This window comes from Xanthomonas arboricola pv. juglandis (assembly GCF_905367715.1).
In the GTDB taxonomy this organism is placed as follows: Bacteria; Pseudomonadota; Gammaproteobacteria; order Xanthomonadales; family Xanthomonadaceae; genus Xanthomonas; species Xanthomonas arboricola.
In genome coordinates this window covers 1,228,405-1,246,684 of the sequence record NZ_HG999362.1, presented here as the reverse complement: position 1 = coordinate 1,246,684, position 18,280 = coordinate 1,228,405, and the positions used below count along the sequence as shown (strand labels likewise).

The window sequence follows — 18,280 nt, the reverse complement described above, 5'->3', positions numbered from 1 at the left end:
CGCGGAATCTTGATGGGCCGGGAGTGGAGATTGGGGATTCGGGATTGGCAGGATTCGCTTCGCTTTTGCGAATCCCCAATCCCGAATCCCGAATCCCGAATCCCGAATCCCGAATCCCGAATCCAGGCTTAGATCAGACCGGAAACACCCCGTAATGCCGCGCGGCCAGCCGCAGCTGCTGCCCGGGCTGAAAGCTCCCCGCTGATGCCGGCAGCTCTACTTCCACCTCGTTGCCTGCCGGCTCCAGCGTTGCACGCAGGCGCAGACGCGCCCCGCTACGCTGCGACCAGGCCACCGTGGCCGGCCAGCCAGCGTCGTCCGGCACCAGATCTTCCGGCCGCACGTAAACCTCGACCGGGCCGGCCGCCAGCGCGGCATTGGCTGCCGGCAAGGCATGCCCGGCAACCTGGATCTGGCCTTGCGCCAGCACACCGGGGATGCGGTTCACCGCTCCCACGAAGGAGTACACGAACGGCGAGGCCGGCTTGTCGTAGATCATCGCCGGCGTGTCGAGCTGCTCGATGCGGCCACGGTTGAGGATCGCCACCCGGTCGGCCAGCTCCAGCGCTTCTTCCTGATCGTGGGTGACGAACACCGTGGTCAGGCCGGTCCGTTCGTGCAGCTCGCGCAGCCAGCGGCGCAGATCGCGGCGCACCTGCGCATCCAGCGCACCGAACGGCTCGTCCAGCAGCAGCACGCGCGGCTCGATCGCCAACGCACGCGCCAAGGCCACACGCTGCCGCTGGCCACCGGACAGCTGGGTGGGATAGCGCTGCTCCAGGCCCTGCAACTGCACCAGCGCCAGCAGCTCCTCCACCCGTGCGCGGATACGCGCTTCGGCCCAGCGCTCGTTGCCGCGCCGCACCCGCAGGCCGAACGCGATGTTCTCGAACACGTCCATATGCTTGAACAGCGCGTAGTGCTGGAACACGAAGCCGACCCGGCGCGACTGCACGCTCATGCGGGTGGCGTCTTCGTCGCCGAACAGCACCTGCCCGCCATCGGCATGCTCCAGCCCGGCCATGATCCGCAGCAGGGTGGTCTTGCCCGAACCGGACGGCCCCAGCAAGGCCAGCAACTCGCCCTGACGCACGTCCAGGGTGATGTCGTCCAGCGCGGTGAACGTATCGAACTGCTTGCGCAGGCGGTGGATGCGGATGCCCATGTTCACCTCAATGTCGGTGGTTGGCGGCGAGCGAATCGCCGTGCCGCCATTCCAGGTACGTCTTCAGCGCCAGCGTCAGCAGCGCGGTCAGTGCGAGCAACGAGGCACACGCAAACGCGGCGCTATAGGCGTATTCGTTGTAGAGAATTTCAACATGCAGGGGCAGCGTGTTGGTACGCCCGCGGATATGCCCGGATACCACCGACACCGCGCCAAATTCGCCCATCGCACGCGCCGCGCACAGCAACACGCCGTACAGCAGGCCCCAGCGGATGTTCGGCAGGGTCACCCGCCAGAACATCTGCCAACCGTTGGCGCCCAGGCTCAATGCGGCCAGTTCTTCATCGCTGCCCTGCTGTTCCATCAGCGGCATCAACTCGCGCGCGATGAACGGGAACGTGACGAAGGTCGTTGCCAGCACGATGCCGGGCAACGCAAACACGATGCGCGGCAACTGGATCAGCAACTCGCCAAAAAACGGCAACTGCAGCCGCCAGCCTTCGTCGATCAACGGCCATGCCCAGCCGCTGCGGCCGAAGATCAGCACGAAGATCAGGCCAGCCACCACCGGCGACACCGAGAACGGCAGGTCGATCAGGCTGATCAGCAAGCGCTTGCCGGCGAATTGGTGCTTGCTGACCGCCCACGCCGCCGCCACGCCGAACACCAGGTTCAGCGGCAGCACGATGGCAGTGACGATCAGGGTCAGCTTGATCGCCGACAACGCGTCCGGATCGACGATCGCACGCAGAAAGGTCTCCCAGCCGCCGCGCAGCGCCTCGGCAAACACCAGCACCAGCGGCAGCAGCAGGAACGCCAGCAGGAACAGCAGCGCCCCCGCAATCATCAACCACTGCACCCAACGCGGCTCGTTGGTGGCCGAGTCGGTGATGCGGCGGGCCTGTTCGGTCATCTGGCGGGTGTGCAACATGGCAGGCAGCGGCGAAACAGCATCGTTCATGCAGTCCTCCGTTGATAGCGCAGCAGGCGTGCCTGCAGCGTATTGACCACCAGCAGGATCACGAACGACAGCAGCAGCATCGCCGCGGCAATCGCGGTGGCGCCGGCATAGTCGAATTCCTCCAGCCGGATGGTGATCAGCAGCGGCGCGATCTCGGTCGAATTGGGCAGGTTGCCGGCGATGAAGATCACCGAGCCGTACTCACCCACGCCCCGCGCGAAGGCCAGCGCAAACCCGGTCAGGACCGCCGGCCAGAGCCCGGGCAGCACCACCCGCCACACCGTCTGCCAGCGCGATGCGCCCAGCGTGGCCGCGGCCGCTTCCAGCTCCCGCTCGCTCTCGGCCAGCACCGGCTGCACCACCCGCACCACGAACGGCAACCCGACGAACACCAGCGCCAGCACGATGCCAAGCTGGGTGTAGGCCACCTTGATGCCGATCGCCTCCAGCCAGCGCCCGACCCAACCGTTTCCGCCGTACAACGCGGTCAGCGCGATGCCGGCCACTGCGGTCGGCAATGCGAACGGCAAGTCGATCACCGCATCGAACAGGCGCTTGCCCGGAAAGTTGTAGCGCACGAACACCCAGGCCACCCAGGTGCCCATCACCGCATTGAAGGCGCCGGCCGCGAAAGCGGTGCCGAAGCTCACCCGCAGCGCCGACAGCACGCGCGGCTCGCTCCACACCCGCCACAGGCCGTCCCAGCCCAGCCCGCTGGTCTTGATGAAGATGCCCAGCAGCGGGATCAGCACGATCAATCCCAGCCAGGTCAGCGTGATTCCAAGACTCAAGCCCAGCCCCGGCATCACGCGTCGGCGCGGTGACGGCGCTGGGTGGGGTGCAACCGACATCTGCATCGCCTACTTTTTTGCCTGGATCTGATCGAACACGCCACCGTCGGCGAAGTGTTCCTGCTGCGCCTTGTCCCACGACCCGAACGCTTCCTGGATGGTCACCAGCTTGATGTCCGGGAACCGTGCCAGGTCGGCAGGGTCGGCAAATTCCGGATGGCGCGGCCGATAGAAATGCTTGGCCGCCAGCTTCTGCCCTTCCGGCGCATACAGGTAACGCAGATAGGCCTCGGCCACCTCGCGGGTGCCGTGCTTGTCGACGTTCTTGTCGACCAGCGCCACCGACGGCTCGGCCAGGATCGACAGCTTGGGCACCACGATCTCGAACTTGTCCTTGCCCAATTCTTCGCGCGCCAGCAGCGCCTCGTTTTCCCAGGCCAGCAGCACATCCCCAATGCCACGCTGCACGAACGTGGTGGTGGCGCCGCGCGCACCGGTATCGAGCACCGGCACGTTGCGGAACAACGCCTGCATGTAGCGCAAGATGCGCTCGCGGTCGCCCTTGAAGATATGGTCGGCGTAGGCCCAGGCGGCCAGGTAATTCCAGCGCGCGCCACCGGAGGTCTTGGGGTTGGGCGTCACCACCGCCACGCCGGAGCGCAGCAGGTCCGGCCAATCGTGGATGTTCTTCGGGTTGCCCTTGCGCACCAGGAATACGATGGTCGAGGTGTACGGCGCGCTGTTGTCGGGCAGGCGCTTTTCCCAGTCGCTGTCGATCAGCTTGGCCTTTTCGGCGATCGCATCGACGTCGTAGGCCAGCGCCAAAGTGACCACATCGGCCTCGATGCCGTCGATCACCGCCCGCGCCTGTTTGCCCGAGCCGCCATGCGAGGTCTCCACCGTGACGGTGTCCTGCGGATGCTGCTGCTTCCAGTTCGCGGCGAAGGCACTGTTGTAGTCGCGGTAGAACTCGCGAGTGGGGTCGTAACTGACATTGAGCAGGCCGATATCGCGCGCGCCTGCCGGGCCGGCCAGGACCAGCAGGCTGCACAACACGGTCGATACAAGACGAAAGCGGGGGTGGGTCACAGCAATCTCCAAACCGTTGGGGCGCAGCTGAACAGCAAGCATGCCATGCTGCGCAGCGGCACGCAGGCGGTGAAATGACATCAAGGCCGCACCTTATGCCGATTTTGCATGACGTAGTGGTATGCCACCGTGATCGTTAAAATCATGCGTCTCTTGCCACTGCGACCGCCATGACCAACGCTCCCGCTACGCTGACTGCCCATTACGCCGCCGAACTGGAAACCATCCAGTCCCAGGGCCTGTTCAAGTCCGAGCGCATCATCACCGGCCCGCAGTCGGCGCGGATCACCCTGGCCGATGGCCGCAGCGTGCTCAACTTCTGCGCCAACAACTATCTGGGCCTGGCCGACCACCCGGACATCATCCAGGCCGCCAAGGACGCGCTGGACACGCACGGCTTCGGCATGGCCTCGGTGCGCTTCATCTGTGGCACCCAGGATCTGCACAAGCAGCTCGAGCGCACCATCGCTGATTTCTTCGGCACGGAGGACACCATCCTCTACGCCGCCTGTTTCGATGCCAACGGCGGCCTGTTCGAACCGCTGCTCGGCGAAGCGGACGCGATCATTTCCGACGCGCTCAACCACGCCTCCATCATCGATGGCGTGCGCCTGTGCAAGGCCAAGCGCTTCCGCTATGCCAACTGCGACATGGCCGATCTGGAAGCGCAGCTGCAGGCCGCAGATGCGGCCGGCTGCAAGACCAAGCTGATCACCAGCGACGGCGTGTTCTCGATGGATGGCTTCATCGCCCCGCTGGACGAGATCACCGCCCTCGCCCGCAAATACAACGCGCTGGTGCATATCGACGAATGCCATGCCACCGGCTTTCTCGGCGCCAGCGGCCGCGGCTCGGCCGAAGTTAAGGGCGTGCTGGACCGGATCGACATCATCACCGGCACGCTGGGCAAGGCGATGGGCGGCGCACTGGGCGGCTTCACCACCGCCAAGCGCGAAGTCATCGAACTGCTGCGCCAGCGCTCGCGCCCATACCTGTTTTCCAACTCGCTGCCGCCGCATGTGGTGGCCGCCGGCATCAAGGCCTTCGAGATGCTGGAAGCCGCCGGCGAGCTGCGCACGCAACTGGTCGACAACACCCGCTACTTCCGCGAGCGCATGACCGCTGCCGGCTTCGACCTCAAGCCCGGCGTGCACCCGATCAGCCCGGTAATGCTCTACGACGCGCCGCTGGCGCAAAAATTCGCCGAGCGGTTGCTGGAAGAAGGCATCTACGCGATCGGCTTTTTCTTCCCGGTAGTGCCCAAGGGCCAGGCGCGTATCCGCACCCAAATCAGCGCCGCGCACACCCGCGAGCAGCTGGATCAAGCGATCGACGCGTTCATCAAGATCGGCCGCGAACTGGACGTCATCCAGCACTGATGCGCTCGGTGCTGCGCCAACGGCTGCTGCTGGCGGCGCAGACCGATACCCAGGCGCAGCTGTTGGATGGCAACTGGGAAACCCGCTGCCTGCATTGCCGTCGGCGCCTGCAACTGCGCGCCGATGGCGAACCGCTCGGGCACATCACGCTGGAACATGTGGTCCCGCAGGCCTGGTTCGGCCGTCGCGCGGCGGCGGCCCTGTGTGCGCTGGTCGGCGACGATGCGAATGCAGCGCGCAATCTCGCCCTGGCCTGTGCCGGCTGCAATCATGCCAAGGGCCGACGCCACGATGCTAACGGTGCCGGCGACGCCCGCGCCGTCGAAGTGGTCGGTGCCTTGCTCAGCGCGCGTCTGGCGCGCTGGCGGGAGCCGCCGTCAGCGCGCTGACTTCCGCTGGGCTGAGCATCCGCCACGCCCCCTTGCCCAGCTCGCCCATCGCCAGCGAGCCGATCGCCACCCGCACCAGTCGCAGCACGCCGATCTCCACCGCAGCCAACAAGCGGCGGATCTGCCGATTGCGGCCTTCGTCCAGCACGATCTCCAGCCACGCATTGCGCTCGCCTTCGCGCAGCACGCCGACCCGCTTGGCGCGCAGCAGCACGCCCTCGCCGTCCGGATCAGGATCGACCACGCCGGCCTGCAGTTGCGCCAGTTGCGCAGCGCTCGGACGGCAATCGATCTGCACGTGATAGGTCTTGTCCGGCCCGGTCATCGGGTCGGTCACCATGGCTGCCCATTGCGGATCGTTGCTGAAGAGCAGCAGGCCTTCGCTGGCCTTGTCCAAGCGCCCGACCGGGGCGATCCACGGCAAGCCGGCACCATCGAAGCAGCGATACACCGTGTCCCTGCCCTGCTCGTCGCGCGCGGTGGTGACCACGCCACGCGGCTTGTTGAGCATCAGATAGCAACGCGCCGGGCCGGCCAATGGCTGTCCGTCGACATGGATGGTGGAGTGCTGATCGGCGCGGATCGGATATTCGGGATCGCGTATTACGCGCGCGGCCACGCTGACCCGCCCGTCGGCGACCCAGCGCGCCGCTTCGGTACGCGAACACACGCCCAGTTTGGACAGCACGCGCGCCAGCCCGTGGCGTGGCGCGGTGGTCGTACCGGAGGCGCGCGATGCGCCCGCCGGACCACGCGTGCGCTGCCGGGACGTCGCCGGCGCAGGCCGCCGGGTCATGCCGTCCCGACCGCGCTGCTTACTTGTTTTCGACCGACTTGGCGTCGGCCGCAGGCGTTGCCGTTGCGGCAGCAGCCGGAGCCGGTGCAGCCACCGGGCGTGCCTTGACCACACGCACCCCGCGCGCCTTCATCCAGGCATCGAATTCTTCGGCGGTCATGCGCTTGCCGTTCTGGCTCATGTCAAAGCGCCACGGCGTGTTGTCGAACGCGGTGGTGGCCTTGTAGGCGGCCGGATCGTTTGGATTGACGGTGCCGCCGGGCGGAATGACCTTGGCCAGATCCTGGCAGCCTTCCACGCGCAGACGCAGCAGCACGCGGTCTACCGACTGCTCGGTGGTGTAAGGCTGTGCCAGCACGCCGGTGGGCATGCCCAGCTGCACGCTACGGGTATAGAACTCGGCAGCCGCCGGCGCGATGACGGTGGCGGGCAACGGCAGCGGCTGGGACACCGTGCTGCCGGCGCAGTTCGGAGCGGCGTAGGCGGCGGGAATCAAGGCGAGACAGAGCAATCCAGCCGTAGCGGTACGCAGCATCGGGTTCTTCCAATTATGAGTGTGGTGTTGACGCGGCGAGTGTAGGCAGCGATGAACGCCGTTTCAACCGGAAGCGTGCCTGGATGGCAACGCAGACAGGATTTGGCCGCCTAGGGCAGGTTTTGCGGCCCCACAAAGACAAAACCCGGCGCAAGGCCGGGTTTTGTATGCAACAGCTAGCGGTCCAATTAGTTCTGGACGTTCAGCTCGGTACGACGGTTCTTCGCACGGCCTTCCGGATTGTCGGAACCATCCGGGTTGGCGTTCGGCGCAATCGGACGGCTCTCGCCGTAGCCGATCGGACCAACCAGACGCGACGCATCAACGCCGTTCTTGGTCAGGTAGTCGTACACGGTGGTCGCACGACGCTCGGACAGCTTCTGGTTGTACTCGTCGGTACCCTTCGAGTCGGTGTGACCAGCAACCTCAACCTTCAGGTCGGGGTAACGCTTCAGGATCTCGGTCGCTTCGCTCAGGATCGAGACGGCGTCCGGACGCAGGGTCGACTTGTTGAAGTCGAAGTTCACGCCCTTCAGATCGATCGACACAGGCACCGGGCAACCGTCCGGACCGATGGTCTGGCCAGGCTGCGAAGCCGGGCACTTATCGTCGCAGTTGTTGACGCCGTCACCGTCGTCATCCAGGTCTGCGCAGCTCGGGGCAACCGGAGCCGGAGCCGGCGGCGGAGCGGTCGACGGAGCCGGTCCCAACGGGATCACGACGCCAACCGAAGCCAGCACGTCGCCGAACCAGTCTTCCTGCGGAGCAGCAACGCTCTGGTCGTTGAAATCAGCGCGGTAGGCCAACTCGGCACGCACGGCGACGCGCTTGTCGAAGGTGGTCTGCAGACCGACACCAGCCTTGGCGGCAAAGTTGCCGTCCTTCTGCTGGCCCGGCGAAACCGGGTTCGGGGTCGCGTCGAATTCTTCTTCCGAACGCTGGTAGCCCAGACCGAACAGCAGGTAGGGGTTCCAGCCGCGGCCTTCCTGGATGAAGTGGCGACGCAGGTCGAACGAGATGCCGTACTGGCTCCAGTTCTGATCCTGGTTGGCATCGAAGTTCGGGTTCTGATAGTTCAGCTCGCCGTCGATCGACCAGTTCGGGCTAACGAACTTGCCCAGACCCAGGGTGACGAACGGGGCATCATTGGTCAGACGATCGCTGTCCTGGAAGTTGAAGCCAGCGCTACCGGTCAGGTACCAACGGTCATCGAACTCCTGCGCGGAAGCAGCCTGGGCAACCGCCAGACCGCCGAGCAACGCGGCAGTGAGAATTTTCTTGTTCATGTGTATACAGCTCCTTCTTTGGGAGATAAAACCGATAGAGGCGTTGTTCTTGGTAAAGATGCTCGTCACATCCAGAGCCATCGGGGCGCAGATTAAGCCGGCTTCAGTGAAGATCGCGTTAACGGTCATATAACATGTGAAAGCAATCACCAGAGCCGGCGATCCCCTTCAATACTACGTATACAGTTTCATGAAGGGAAGGACCGCGCACTCAGTTTGCACATCTGACTCGCATGAACCGCAGCCCAATTAAGCCAGTTGAATACGCTGGCGGATCCACCTTGACGGCGGGCTGCGCAGTGATGCGAAAACCACATTGGTGAACGCCAGGCCCCGTCCGAGCTGAATTGTGGGGCCGGTGGTTGCAGCGCGACGGCTTCACAACGCACCCTGAACTCCCCACATGGAGCGACCCGATGAAAGCTGTCGTCATCACCCGTCATCTTCCAATCGACGATCCCACCGCACTGCTTGACATGGAACTTCCGGCCCCGTCGGCCCCTTCGGGGTATGACTTATTGGTGCGTGTTGAGGCGATCTCGGTCAATCCGGTCGACACCAAGGTGCGCGCACCCAAGCCGCAGACGCTGGATGCGCCGAAGATCCTGGGCTACGACGCGGCCGGCGTCGTCGAAGCGGTAGGCCCCGAGGTCACCGCGTTCGCAGTCGGCGACGAGGTGTATTACGCGGGCGACATCGGCCGACCGGGCAGCAATGCGCGATATCAGCTGGTCGATGCGCGCATCGCCGGTTGCAAGCCCACCTCGCTCAGCTTCGCCCAGGCCGCGGCCCTGCCGCTGACCACGTTGACCGCCTGGGAGCTGCTGTTCCAGCGCATGCCGTTCTCTTTCGACGGCGCGCGCAATCGCGGCAAGCACGTGCTGATCATCGGTGGCGCGGGCGGCGTGGGCTCGATCGCGATCCAGCTGGCGCGGCATGCCGGCTTCAGCGTGATCGCCACCGCCTCGCGGCCGGAGACCATCGAATGGGTGCGACAGATGGGCGCCCAGCATGTGATCGACCATCACCAGCCGCTGCAGCCGCAGTTGCAGGCCTTGGGAATGCAGAGCGTGGACGCCGCACTCAACCTGGCCGACACCGACCGCTACTGGGAGCAACTGGGCGAGATCCTGGCACCGCAGGGGCATGTGGGCTTGATCGTGGAGCCGCGCGGCCCGCTGTCGATCGGCGACCCTTACAAATCCAAGTGCATCGGTATCCATTGGGAGCTGATGTTCACCCGTGCCCGCTACGCAACCGAGGACATGGTCGAGCAGCACCGCATCCTCAACCGCGCCGCCAGCCTGATCGATGCGGGCGAATTGCGCACCACCCATACCGAAACGCTGTCGCCGATCAATGCGCAGCAGTTACGCGAGGCGCATCGACGGCTGGAAAGCGGCAGCACGATCGGCAAGCTGGTGCTGGCGGGTTGGTGATCGGCATTAGTGCTTGAGTGCGGCTGCTGCATGGGGCCTGGGCGTGTTGGCTTGCGCATAACCTGTTGGCTTGCACATAAGTCAGGGAAGCAAGGCCGCAGCTCACGCGCTTGAATCAGCGGCAAAGCGGGACTGGCCTCCTGATCGTGCGGCCCGCGTTGCTGCTGTGGCGTCGGCGTAATCGCCTTGCGTGCGCCGAAATGCACGCAAGGCGATCTGTTCCGCGACAGGAACGCGGATGTGGATCGGCTCTGTTCTATTAGAGAGTCGCAACTGCGATCACGGCGACCAGCGTGGCCTTTAGTACGTAACCGCCAAGCGGACGCAACTGATCGGGATATTGGCGAGCGCCGGATCGCACGTCAGCCATCCAAGGCCGTCTCGTTTGTTGTTTGCCCAGCTGGGCGCTCTGATACAGATAGAGGTGGAGCGCCCCAGCTGATGCGTGACCAGTTGCGGATACCCTCCGCCCTGCCCTCGTCCCAAGCTGCCGACAGCACCGGCCGCGCGTCAAGACTTGCCGCCAGGCTCGTTTGCCTGCATCGTGCGCACTCCGTACGCCAGCGTATCCACACCATGTCGCCCGCCACCGGCCCGTCCGTCTCGTCCTACCCGCACCTGTTCGCACCGCTCGATCTGGGCTTCACGCAACTGCGCAACCGCGTCCTGATGGGCTCGATGCACACCGGTCTGGAAGACCGGGCGCGCGATTTCCCCAAACTGGCCGCGTATTTCGCCGAGCGCGCTGCCGGCGGGGTCGGCTTGATCGTCACCGGCGGCTTTTCGCCGAATGTGGTGGGCTGGCTCAAGCCGTTCGGCGGCAAGCTGTCGTGGCCGTGGGAGGTGCGCCCGCATCGTCAGGTCACCCGGGCGGTGCATGCGCACGGCGCCAAGATCTGCCTGCAGCTGCTGCATGCCGGGCGCTACGCCTATCACCCGCTGTCGGTGGCGCCGTCCAGACTCAAGGCGCCGATCAACCCGTTCACTCCTCGCGCGCTATCGGCACGTGCGGTGGATCGTCAGATCGCTGCCTACGCGCGTGCGGCGCGACTGGCGCGCGACGCCGGCTACGACGGTGTGGAGGTGATGGGATCGGAAGGCTATCTGATCAACGAATTCACCGCTGCGCGCACAAACCAGCGCAGCGATGCCTGGGGTGGCGATGCGGCCAAGCGCATGCGCTTTGCGGTGGAGATCGTGCGACGCATTCGCGAGGCCTGCGGGCCGGACTTCATCATCATCTACCGGCTGTCGCTGGTGGACCTGGTCGAAGGCGGCAACCAGTGGCAGGACATCCTGACGCAGGCACAGGCGATCGAAGCGGCCGGCGCGACCATCATCAATTCCGGTATCGGCTGGCACGAGGCACGCATCCCGACCATCGCCACCTCGGTACCGCGCGCGGCATTTGCCGGTGTGACCGCCAAGCTCAAGCCGCACCTGCGTATTCCGGTGGTGGCGACCAACCGCATCAACATGCCCGAAGTGGCCGAACGCATCCTCGCCGACGGCGCGGCCGACATGGTGTCGCTGGCGCGCCCGCTGCTGGCCGACCCGCAGTGGGCCAACAAGGCCCGCACCGGCCAGTCGCACGCCATCAATACCTGCATCGCCTGCAATCAGGCCTGCCTGGATCATGTGTTCGACAACAAGCTGGCGAGCTGCCTGGTCAACCCGCGCGCAGCGCACGAAACCGAACTGATCTACGCACCGACACCCAATCCCAGGCGCATTGCGGTGGTCGGTGCCGGCCCGGCCGGCCTGGCTTGTGCGACGGTGGCCGCCGAGCGCGGTCACCACGTCACCTTGTTCGATGCAGGCGATGCAATCGGCGGGCAATTCAACGTCGCCAGGCGCATCCCAGGCAAGGAAGAATTCAACGAGACGCTGCGCTACTTCGGCCACCGCATCGACGCGACCGGGGTGCAGCTGCGCCTGAATACTCGGGTAGAAGCGGCAGACCTGAAAGACTTCGACGAGATCGTGCTGGCCACCGGCATCGAGCCGCGCAAGGTGGACTTCCCCGGCGCCGATCACCCGATGGTCGTGAGCTATCTGGACGTGGTGCTGGGCCGCCATGTGGCTGCCGACAAGGTCGCGATCATCGGGGCCGGCGGGATCGGCTTTGATGTCGGCGAATTTCTCGTGCACACAGGGCCATCGCCGTCGCTGGACCCTGCACGCTGGATGGCCGAATGGGGCGTGGACCCCAGCTTCGAGGCAGCTGGCGCGTTGGCCAGGCCACAGCCCGAGCGCCCTGCCCGCCAGGTCTGGCTGCTGCAGCGCAGCCCCGGCAAACCCGGCGCGCGCTTGGGCAAGACCACTGGCTGGATCCACCGCGCTACGCTCAAGGCCAAGGGCGTGAAGATGCTGGGCGGCGTGGAATATTTGGGCGTGGACGACGCCGGGCTACGGATCCGCGTGGAAGGCGCCGAACAATTGCTCGATGTCGGCACGGTGGTGATCTGCGCCGGGCAGGAACCGCGCCGCGACCTGCTGGCCGCGCTGCAGGCCAACGGACAGCAACCGCATCTGATTGGGGGTGCGGATGTCGCCGCCGAACTGGATGCCAAGCGTGCGATCAATCAGGCCTGCCGACTGGCGGCGAAGTTGTAACACGCGCTGCTGCAAAGCGCTGAACGCCGCAGTAGTCTGCTCGCGGCGCCCGCATGAACCTCCGTGCGAGTGTCGTCTTAGCCGGAGTGGCGCAGCATAAACGCCGATGGTGGCGGTGGTAGAGCGATGACCGGTCTGTCCGTCCGATGTCGGCGCAGGCGTCCATGTCGGCGCCCGATGCGCCGGATCGGTGCGCACCCCAACGCTGCCATCGATCACACCCCCGATAACGCGAACGCCGCTGATCGGCGCAGCGCGGTACATTCTTTTTCCTGTCGCGCAGCTCGGCTATAAACCGCACATGCCCTCGACGCTGACTGCATCGCTGCCTCCCACCCTGCCGCCGGCAGCGTTGCGGGCCTACGTTGCGGCGCATTTCGGCAAAAGCCTGCTGTGGTACACCGGCGAGTTGCTGCTGATTTTTGCGTTGACCGAATACGTCGGATTGAGCGCGGTGGCTGCCGGCGTGTCGGTTGCCGGCGGATTGGTCGTCAGTGCGGTGATGGGCATGCTTGCAGCGCGACGCTGGAGCGCCGGCGTCAGCCTGGCCTGGGCCGGCCGCTCGCAATGGCGCGGCATCGCCTTGGCAGCGATCGCCCTGGCGCTGCTGTTCGTGACACCATCACTTCCCGCCGATGTCCACCTGATCAGCGTATTGCTGCTCAGCCTGCCCTTCCGGGCCGCCTATGCGGTCGGTGACGTCGCACAGAACACCTTGCTGGGATTGGGCCACTGGCCCTGGCGTGGCGCGCGCGGCGTCAGTGCGCTGCGTCTGATCGGTAGCGGGCTGGCCGCACTCCTGGTCAGCGCCGCGATCGGCCTGGTTCTGAAGGCCGGCACACCTGCCGCCGCATCAACTGCGTTGATGGTGGTCGCGCTGGTCAGCAGCATCGCACTGCTGTCGTCATGGTGGTTACGCAACGCACTGCAGCCTTATACGCACACGGCTGCCGCCACCGCATCTCCGCCGCTAGCTGCCTCTTATTGGCGGCGCGATCAGTTGCTGCCCTTGGCGGTCATCGCCGCACTGGCCTTGGCATTGCCGACATTCACCAAATTGGCGCCGTATCTGGCGCAGTCGCGTACCGGCTCGGCCGGCTGGGGCAGCGCGGTATTGATTGCATATGCATTGGGCAGCGTTTGCATACAGCCCCTGGCAGCGCGTTGGCCGACCGTGGCAATGCGTCGATTGGGCCTGAGTGGAGCCGCGTTGTCCGTACTGGGATTGCTCTTCGCCATCGCCACGTCTCGACATTACGTGCTGGATGCCAGCCTGGCCTTCGGCATGGGGTTGGCGGCCGGTAGTGCCGGGCAATGGGTGTGGGCACGCCATGCAGAACTTGCTTCGCGCCATGGTCCCGCACAGCAGGCGCGCGAAAGTGCCGCACTCACCGCGACAGCCCAACTCGCGCTGGCAGCCGGCAGTGGCGTGATCGGACTGCTGCTGGGCACATCCGACTATCACACGGGAAACGATGCGCATCTGGCGTGGGCGATGGCCTTGGGGCCGATGCTCTGCGGCATGTTGTGCGTGCTGATCGCCTGGATCGGCAGTGCATTTGCAATGCCTGAAAAACGCAGACCTGTTGCATCAATGCCGTCGAGTCAGGTCTGACAATCTCGATCAGGCACGACGGTTTTCAATACTTGTGCATAAGGGTCTGCGCTGACTGCAATTGTGGTCTTCGGCAATCGTCACGCATGTCTGCATGCCTGCATGTCTGCATGTCTGCATGTCTGCATGAAATTATTTCGCACCGTGTCGAACTTGATGCGGGTGATTCAAGACGCCTGACACGTTCGAACATGTGCTCTGCGCATAAGCAAAAGCGGCAGCAAGCGCGCAATGCGATTGCCGCATGGCCAACGCAGATGTGCCACTGATACCGTCGAAAGAATCGTGATCGATGATTTTGACGATCTCGGCTGCATATCGTCGCGCGGCCACTACAAGCCATCTAAAATGCCGCTGACGCATTTGTGCGCGATGCATATGCAAGCTTGGCGCGCGACTTGGCGATGGGATGCGAGGGTTAATCACGTCGTGGCGCTTCGTGCCCACTCGTCACAATCAACGCGCATCGAGCAACTTGGACGCCTCTTCTAGTGATTACAACACCGCGTTCTAAGATGCACATGCGAGCGTTCGATGCATGATCCGGGCAGCATCAAGCACCACGCAGAAAGTTCCTTTATGCACCCCGCGTTCGCATCTCGATGTATCCCCGCTGCGGTAGAAAACCGCAGTACGCAAGCACATCCATCAGTGACGATGATGTGTAGCGCAGCCTGCCAATGACGCTACATGCGTAGCTCACGCGCAACGCATTGCGTATCTCGAACGACCGCGCAGACGCTCAACACTGCGCGCGCACCGTGTCGATATCGGTTACAGCACCGCTGTCGCCACCGCGATGCGACGCACACAACGAATGCATCGCACTGTTGTCGTTGAGCGAAGCGGTAGATGCAGCAAGCGATCACACGCGTCAACCCCGCCTATTCAGCCGCGATTCTGTGATCGACGCCTACCTTGCGCCAACTTTTTGACCCACCGCATTTGGTGGGCACCTCCGGTAGATCTTCTTTCGCCGGAGACCGGGCGACCCGTGGCAGGTCGCCTCCCCATGACGCCAAGCCCTCTGTACTGGTGCATCCACCTTGGATGCTCTGCGGATCGGCCCATACGGAGCAAGGAGTTATATGAAACTGGTTTGGATACTTTGGCTGTCGCAGTTGTTGCCGCAGCCGGCTGCAGATTCGTTGTGCTTGAGCACCACCGTGTACCTGGAAGCGCGTGATCAGACCTTGCGCGGTCAGCAAGCCGTCGCGGAAGTTGCGTTGCGTCGGCTGGACAGCGGTTTGTGGGGCGACTCGATGTGTCAGGTGGTCACTGCACGCAAGCAGTTCGCGCCCACCATCGTGGCTCCGGGAACGCAGCTGAAAAACGATGATGCCTGGAACAAGGCGCTGGATGTGGCACTGGCTGCAGAGCGCAACTGGGCGCTGCCGGTGGGTCAACGCAAGGAAATCGTGCCGGGCGCCAGTCACTTTGCCGCAAGCGCGATCGCAAGCCCGAGCTGGCGTAATGCCTATCAGGTGGCCACCATCGGCGACCACACGTTCTATCGCGTACAGAAGCTGCGCCCGCGCACCGCATCCTGACGCTGCCCACGCACTCACGCGTTGCCGCTAAGCTTGCGTCTTCGTTCTTGTGCGGAAATTCTCATGAAGCTGTACACCAAGCCGGGCGCGTGTTCGCTGGCAGATCACATCGTGCTGCGCTGGTCGGGGCTACCCTTCGATCTGCAGGTGGTCGACGCCGCCACGATGAAGTCCCCCGAGTATCTGCGCCTCAACCCGGCCGGTGCCGTGCCGCTGCTGCTTGTTGACGACTGGGCACTGACCCAGAACGCCGCCATCCTCAACTACATCGCCGACATCGCGCCGCTCACCGGCTTGTCCGGCGATGGCACCGCGCGCAGCCGTGCGGAGATCAATCGCTGGATCGCCTTCGCCAATGCCGACGTGCATCCGGCCTTCAAGCCGATCTTCGGCAGCACCGCCTATCTGCAGGACGACGCGCTGATCGCGCGCAGCCATGACGACGCACGCAGCAAGCTGCGCAGCTTGTACGAACGTGTCGACGCGCATCTGCAGGGGCGCAACTGGCTGGCAGGCGACACCCACACCGGCGCCGATGCGTACCTGTTCGTGACGCTGCGATGGGCGCAGAAGGTGGGCGTGGACCTGAGCGGCCTGAGCGCAGTGGATGCATTCGTGCAGCGCATGCTGGACGATGCGGATGTGCAGGCCGCATTGCAGGCCGAAGGCCTGGCCTGAGCCGAGGGTAGCGCGCGAAGGGATCGGTGCAGCGGCCATGCGTCTCGCACCGGCTCTACAACATCGATGGGCATGCCTGTGGCTTTTCCGCGCCGCAGCCCGCCGCATCTCACGCACTGCATCGCACAAGCGCCACACGAAAAAAACGCCGGGCATTGCCCGGCGTTTTCGTTACAACAGCGAGGCGGGAAACTCAGCCCAGCAGATGCGACACGCCGCTGCGCTCTTCTTCCAGCTCGGCCAGGGTCTTGTCGATGTACTTCTGGCTGAAGTCGTCGATCGGCAGATCCTTGACCAAGGTGTACTCGCCGTTGGCGGTGGTCACCGGGAAGCCGAAGATCACGCCTTCCGGAATGCCGTAGGAGCCGTCGGACGGCACGCCCATCGTCACCCACTTGCCGTTGCTGCCCAGCACCCAGTCACGCACGTGATCGATGGCGGCGTTGGCGGCCGACGCAGCCGAGGACAGGCCGCGCGCTTCGATGATTGCCGCGCCGCGCTTGCCCACGGTCGGGATGAAGGTCGATGCGTTCCATTCCTGGTCGTTGATCGCATCGCCGATGGACGCGCCATCGGCGGTGGCGAAACGGTAGTCCGGGTACATGGTCGGGCTATGGTTGCCCCACACCACCAGCTTCTCGATGCCGCCGACCGGCTTGCCAAGCTTCTGCGACAGCTGGCTGAGCGCACGGTTGTGGTCCAGACGCAGCATGGCGGTGAAGTTCTTCGGGTTCAGATCCGGCGCCGACTTCATCGCGATGTAGGCATTGGTGTTGGCCGGGTTGCCGACCACCAGCACCTTGACGTCACGCTTGGCGACCTTGTTCAACGCCGCGCCCTGCGCGGTGAAGATCTTGGCGTTTTCCAGCAGCAGGTCCTTGCGCTCCATGCCCGGGCCGCGCGGACGCGCACCGACCAGCAGGGCGACGTCGATGTCCTTGAACGCCACTTCGGCGTCGTCGGTGCCGACCACGCCGGCCAGCAGCGGGAATGCGCAGTCTTCCAGCTCCATGATCACGCCCTTGAGCGCGGCCTGGGCCTTTTCATTGGACAGTTCCAGCAATTGCAGGATCACCGGCTGATCCTTGCCCAGCATTTCGCCGGAAGCGATGCGGAACAGCAGGGCATAGCCAATCTGGCCGGCAGCGCCGGTCACGGCAACACGAACAGGTGCTTTCATGGGGAGTTTCCTCTGCTAAAAAACATGGGTGGAGGTGCACGCTGGCGTGGCGCAAGGCCTGGCGGCGCGCAGTGACAGACGAACGGCCGCACAAGGCGGCCGTTCGGGGAAAGACATCAGGCGGCGAGGATCTTGTTCCACTCCGCGACGCGGTCGGCCTTGGCGGCCAGCACGGCGTCGGTATCGCCTTCAATCGTCACCTTGTTGATCACATCGCCCTGGGCGACGGCATCGACCACGTCCAGGCCCTGGGTGACCTTGCCGAACACGGTGTGCTTGCCGTCCAGCCACGGGGTGGCGGTGTGGGTGATGAAGAACTGGCTGCCGTTGGTGTTGGGGCCGGCATTGGCCATGGACAGCACGCCGCGCTCGTGGCCGACGCCGTTGTTGGCTTCATCCTCGAAACGATAGCCCGGGCCGCCGCGGCCGGAGCCTTCCGGGCAGCCGCCCTGGATCATGAAGTCGGCAATGACGCGGTGGAAGCTCAGGCCGTCGTAGAAGCCGCGCTGGACCAGGTTGACGAAGTTGGCAACGGTCAGCGGGGCCTTGTCGGCGAACAGCTCGACCACGATCGGGCCGCGGGTGGTGTCGAAATGGGCAATCAGGGACATGGAAATCCTTGCAGGTTTCAGGGTGTATGACAGCCCATTAGAATACACCCGGCCGTGCAGGCGGCCGTGCAGGTTGGACCATCGTCGGGGGTATCCGGGCTAGCTGAATGGGCGTTTTGGACCGCTTGGCGGCCGAACGCAACGGCACGGCAACGAAACCGCTATAATGTCGGGCTTACCTCATCTCAAGACTGGCGCCA

16 protein-coding genes are annotated in these 18,280 nt (G+C 64.6%); 7 read left to right on the top strand and 9 right to left on the bottom strand.

All coding sequences use genetic code 11. The features are described 5' to 3' along the window. Positions 1-133 precede the first annotated feature (133 nt). The 4 genes from KHN93_RS05340 to KHN93_RS05325 are packed head-to-tail and all read right to left on the bottom strand — an operon-like array spanning position 134 to position 4,087. Positions 134-1,165 carry a sulfate/molybdate ABC transporter ATP-binding protein gene (locus KHN93_RS05340; protein WP_016902217.1) on the bottom strand — a complete coding sequence of 344 codons (1,032 nt, stop codon included), beginning with the start codon at positions 1,163-1,165 and terminating at the stop codon, positions 134-136. Positions 1,166-1,172: 7 nt separating this feature from the next. After that, positions 1,173-2,126, bottom strand: coding sequence for a sulfate ABC transporter permease subunit CysW (gene cysW, locus KHN93_RS05335; protein WP_047128230.1), 954 nt, complete (start codon positions 2,124-2,126; stop codon positions 1,173-1,175). Then, the gene (gene cysT, locus KHN93_RS05330) at positions 2,123-2,983 is read right to left on the bottom strand and encodes a sulfate ABC transporter permease subunit CysT (RefSeq protein WP_024938546.1); all 861 of its coding nucleotides are present in this window, start codon (positions 2,981-2,983) and stop codon (positions 2,123-2,125) included. Before cysT ends, cysW begins: the two co-directional genes overlap by 4 nt. Before the next feature lie 3 nt (positions 2,984-2,986). Further along, entirely contained in the window at positions 2,987-4,087 is a 1,101-nt protein-coding gene (locus KHN93_RS05325; RefSeq protein WP_024938547.1) for a sulfate ABC transporter substrate-binding protein, read from the bottom strand. An 89-nt stretch (positions 4,088-4,176) separates the two neighbouring features. On the opposite strand from KHN93_RS05325, the gene kbl reads away from it, so the two are divergent. Both kbl and KHN93_RS05315 read left to right on the top strand, forming a co-directional pair. Beyond that, entirely contained in the window at positions 4,177-5,385 is a 1,209-nt protein-coding gene (gene kbl / locus KHN93_RS05320; protein ID WP_212579229.1) for a glycine C-acetyltransferase, read from the top strand. Then, a complete protein-coding gene (locus KHN93_RS05315; RefSeq protein WP_212579228.1) occupies positions 5,385-5,774 on the top strand; it encodes an HNH endonuclease in 390 nt (129 codons plus the stop codon). Before kbl ends, KHN93_RS05315 begins: the two co-directional genes overlap by 1 nt. Here KHN93_RS05315 and KHN93_RS05310 read toward each other — a convergent pair. The 3 genes from KHN93_RS05310 to KHN93_RS05300 form a co-directional block, all read right to left on the bottom strand. Then, positions 5,728-6,570 (bottom strand): pseudouridine synthase, encoded by an 843-nt coding sequence (locus tag KHN93_RS05310; RefSeq protein ID WP_212579227.1) that lies wholly within the window; start codon positions 6,568-6,570, stop codon positions 5,728-5,730. The two genes, KHN93_RS05315 and KHN93_RS05310, sit on opposite strands and share 47 nt — an antisense overlap. Before the next feature lie 19 nt (positions 6,571-6,589). After that, on the bottom strand, positions 6,590-7,105 hold the full coding sequence (locus KHN93_RS05305; RefSeq protein ID WP_024938551.1) for a hypothetical protein: 516 nt from the start codon (positions 7,103-7,105) through the stop codon (positions 6,590-6,592). Positions 7,106-7,293: 188 nt separating this feature from the next. Further along, entirely contained in the window at positions 7,294-8,391 is a 1,098-nt protein-coding gene (locus KHN93_RS05300; protein ID WP_016904179.1) for an OmpA family protein, read from the bottom strand. Positions 8,392-8,807: 416 nt separating this feature from the next. On the opposite strand from KHN93_RS05300, the gene KHN93_RS05295 reads away from it, so the two are divergent. The 5 genes from KHN93_RS05295 to KHN93_RS05275 all read left to right on the top strand — a co-directional run bounded on the left by KHN93_RS05295 (position 8,808) and on the right by KHN93_RS05275 (position 16,289). Then, on the top strand, positions 8,808-9,830 hold the full coding sequence (locus tag KHN93_RS05295; protein WP_212579226.1) for a zinc-binding alcohol dehydrogenase family protein: 1,023 nt from the start codon (positions 8,808-8,810) through the stop codon (positions 9,828-9,830). Between the two features lie 576 nt (positions 9,831-10,406). After that, complete coding sequence (locus KHN93_RS05290) at positions 10,407-12,446, top strand: NADPH-dependent 2,4-dienoyl-CoA reductase (protein ID WP_212579225.1); 2,040 nt, start codon at positions 10,407-10,409, stop codon at positions 12,444-12,446. Between the two features lie 301 nt (positions 12,447-12,747). Further along, positions 12,748-14,061 carry an MFS transporter gene (locus KHN93_RS05285; protein WP_047125906.1) on the top strand — a complete coding sequence of 438 codons (1,314 nt, stop codon included), beginning with the start codon at positions 12,748-12,750 and terminating at the stop codon, positions 14,059-14,061. Between the two features lie 1,088 nt (positions 14,062-15,149). Then, positions 15,150-15,611, top strand: coding sequence for a cell wall hydrolase (locus KHN93_RS05280; protein ID WP_016905076.1), 462 nt, complete (start codon positions 15,150-15,152; stop codon positions 15,609-15,611). A 63-nt stretch (positions 15,612-15,674) separates the two neighbouring features. Then, positions 15,675-16,289, top strand: a complete 615-nt coding sequence (locus KHN93_RS05275; protein ID WP_104570321.1) for a glutathione S-transferase family protein — start codon at positions 15,675-15,677, stop codon at positions 16,287-16,289. Positions 16,290-16,482: 193 nt separating this feature from the next. On the opposite strand, the gene KHN93_RS05270 is transcribed toward KHN93_RS05275, so the two are convergent. Together KHN93_RS05270 and KHN93_RS05265 are read right to left on the bottom strand one after the other, a co-directional pair. Next, positions 16,483-17,469, bottom strand: a complete 987-nt coding sequence (locus tag KHN93_RS05270; RefSeq protein ID WP_024938556.1) for a malate dehydrogenase — start codon at positions 17,467-17,469, stop codon at positions 16,483-16,485. 116 nt (positions 17,470-17,585) lie between these two features. Then, complete coding sequence (locus tag KHN93_RS05265; RefSeq protein ID WP_016904578.1) at positions 17,586-18,080, bottom strand: peptidylprolyl isomerase; 495 nt, start codon at positions 18,078-18,080, stop codon at positions 17,586-17,588. Positions 18,081-18,280 lie beyond the last annotated feature (200 nt).

Coding starts and splice junctions, on each gene's coding strand:
- KHN93_RS05340 (WP_016902217.1), bottom strand. CDS start 1,165: ATGGGCATCCGCATCCACCGCCTGCGCAAGCAGTTCGATACGTTCACC.
- cysW (WP_047128230.1), bottom strand. CDS start 2,126: ATGAACGATGCTGTTTCGCCGCTGCCTGCCATGTTGCACACCCGCCAG.
- cysT (WP_024938546.1), bottom strand. CDS start 2,983: ATGCAGATGTCGGTTGCACCCCACCCAGCGCCGTCACCGCGCCGACGC.
- KHN93_RS05325 (WP_024938547.1), bottom strand. CDS start 4,087: ATGTCATTTCACCGCCTGCGTGCCGCTGCGCAGCATGGCATGCTTGCT.
- kbl (WP_212579229.1), top strand. CDS start 4,177: ATGACCAACGCTCCCGCTACGCTGACTGCCCATTACGCCGCCGAACTG.
- KHN93_RS05315 (WP_212579228.1), top strand. CDS start 5,385: ATGCGCTCGGTGCTGCGCCAACGGCTGCTGCTGGCGGCGCAGACCGAT.
- KHN93_RS05310 (WP_212579227.1), bottom strand. CDS start 6,570: ATGACCCGGCGGCCTGCGCCGGCGACGTCCCGGCAGCGCACGCGTGGT.
- KHN93_RS05305 (WP_024938551.1), bottom strand. CDS start 7,105: ATGCTGCGTACCGCTACGGCTGGATTGCTCTGTCTCGCCTTGATTCCC.
- KHN93_RS05300 (WP_016904179.1), bottom strand. CDS start 8,391: ATGAACAAGAAAATTCTCACTGCCGCGTTGCTCGGCGGTCTGGCGGTT.
- KHN93_RS05295 (WP_212579226.1), top strand. CDS start 8,808: ATGAAAGCTGTCGTCATCACCCGTCATCTTCCAATCGACGATCCCACC.
- KHN93_RS05290 (WP_212579225.1), top strand. CDS start 10,407: ATGTCGCCCGCCACCGGCCCGTCCGTCTCGTCCTACCCGCACCTGTTC.
- KHN93_RS05285 (WP_047125906.1), top strand. CDS start 12,748: ATGCCCTCGACGCTGACTGCATCGCTGCCTCCCACCCTGCCGCCGGCA.
- KHN93_RS05280 (WP_016905076.1), top strand. CDS start 15,150: ATGAAACTGGTTTGGATACTTTGGCTGTCGCAGTTGTTGCCGCAGCCG.
- KHN93_RS05275 (WP_104570321.1), top strand. CDS start 15,675: ATGAAGCTGTACACCAAGCCGGGCGCGTGTTCGCTGGCAGATCACATC.
- KHN93_RS05270 (WP_024938556.1), bottom strand. CDS start 17,469: ATGAAAGCACCTGTTCGTGTTGCCGTGACCGGCGCTGCCGGCCAGATT.
- KHN93_RS05265 (WP_016904578.1), bottom strand. CDS start 18,080: ATGTCCCTGATTGCCCATTTCGACACCACCCGCGGCCCGATCGTGGTC.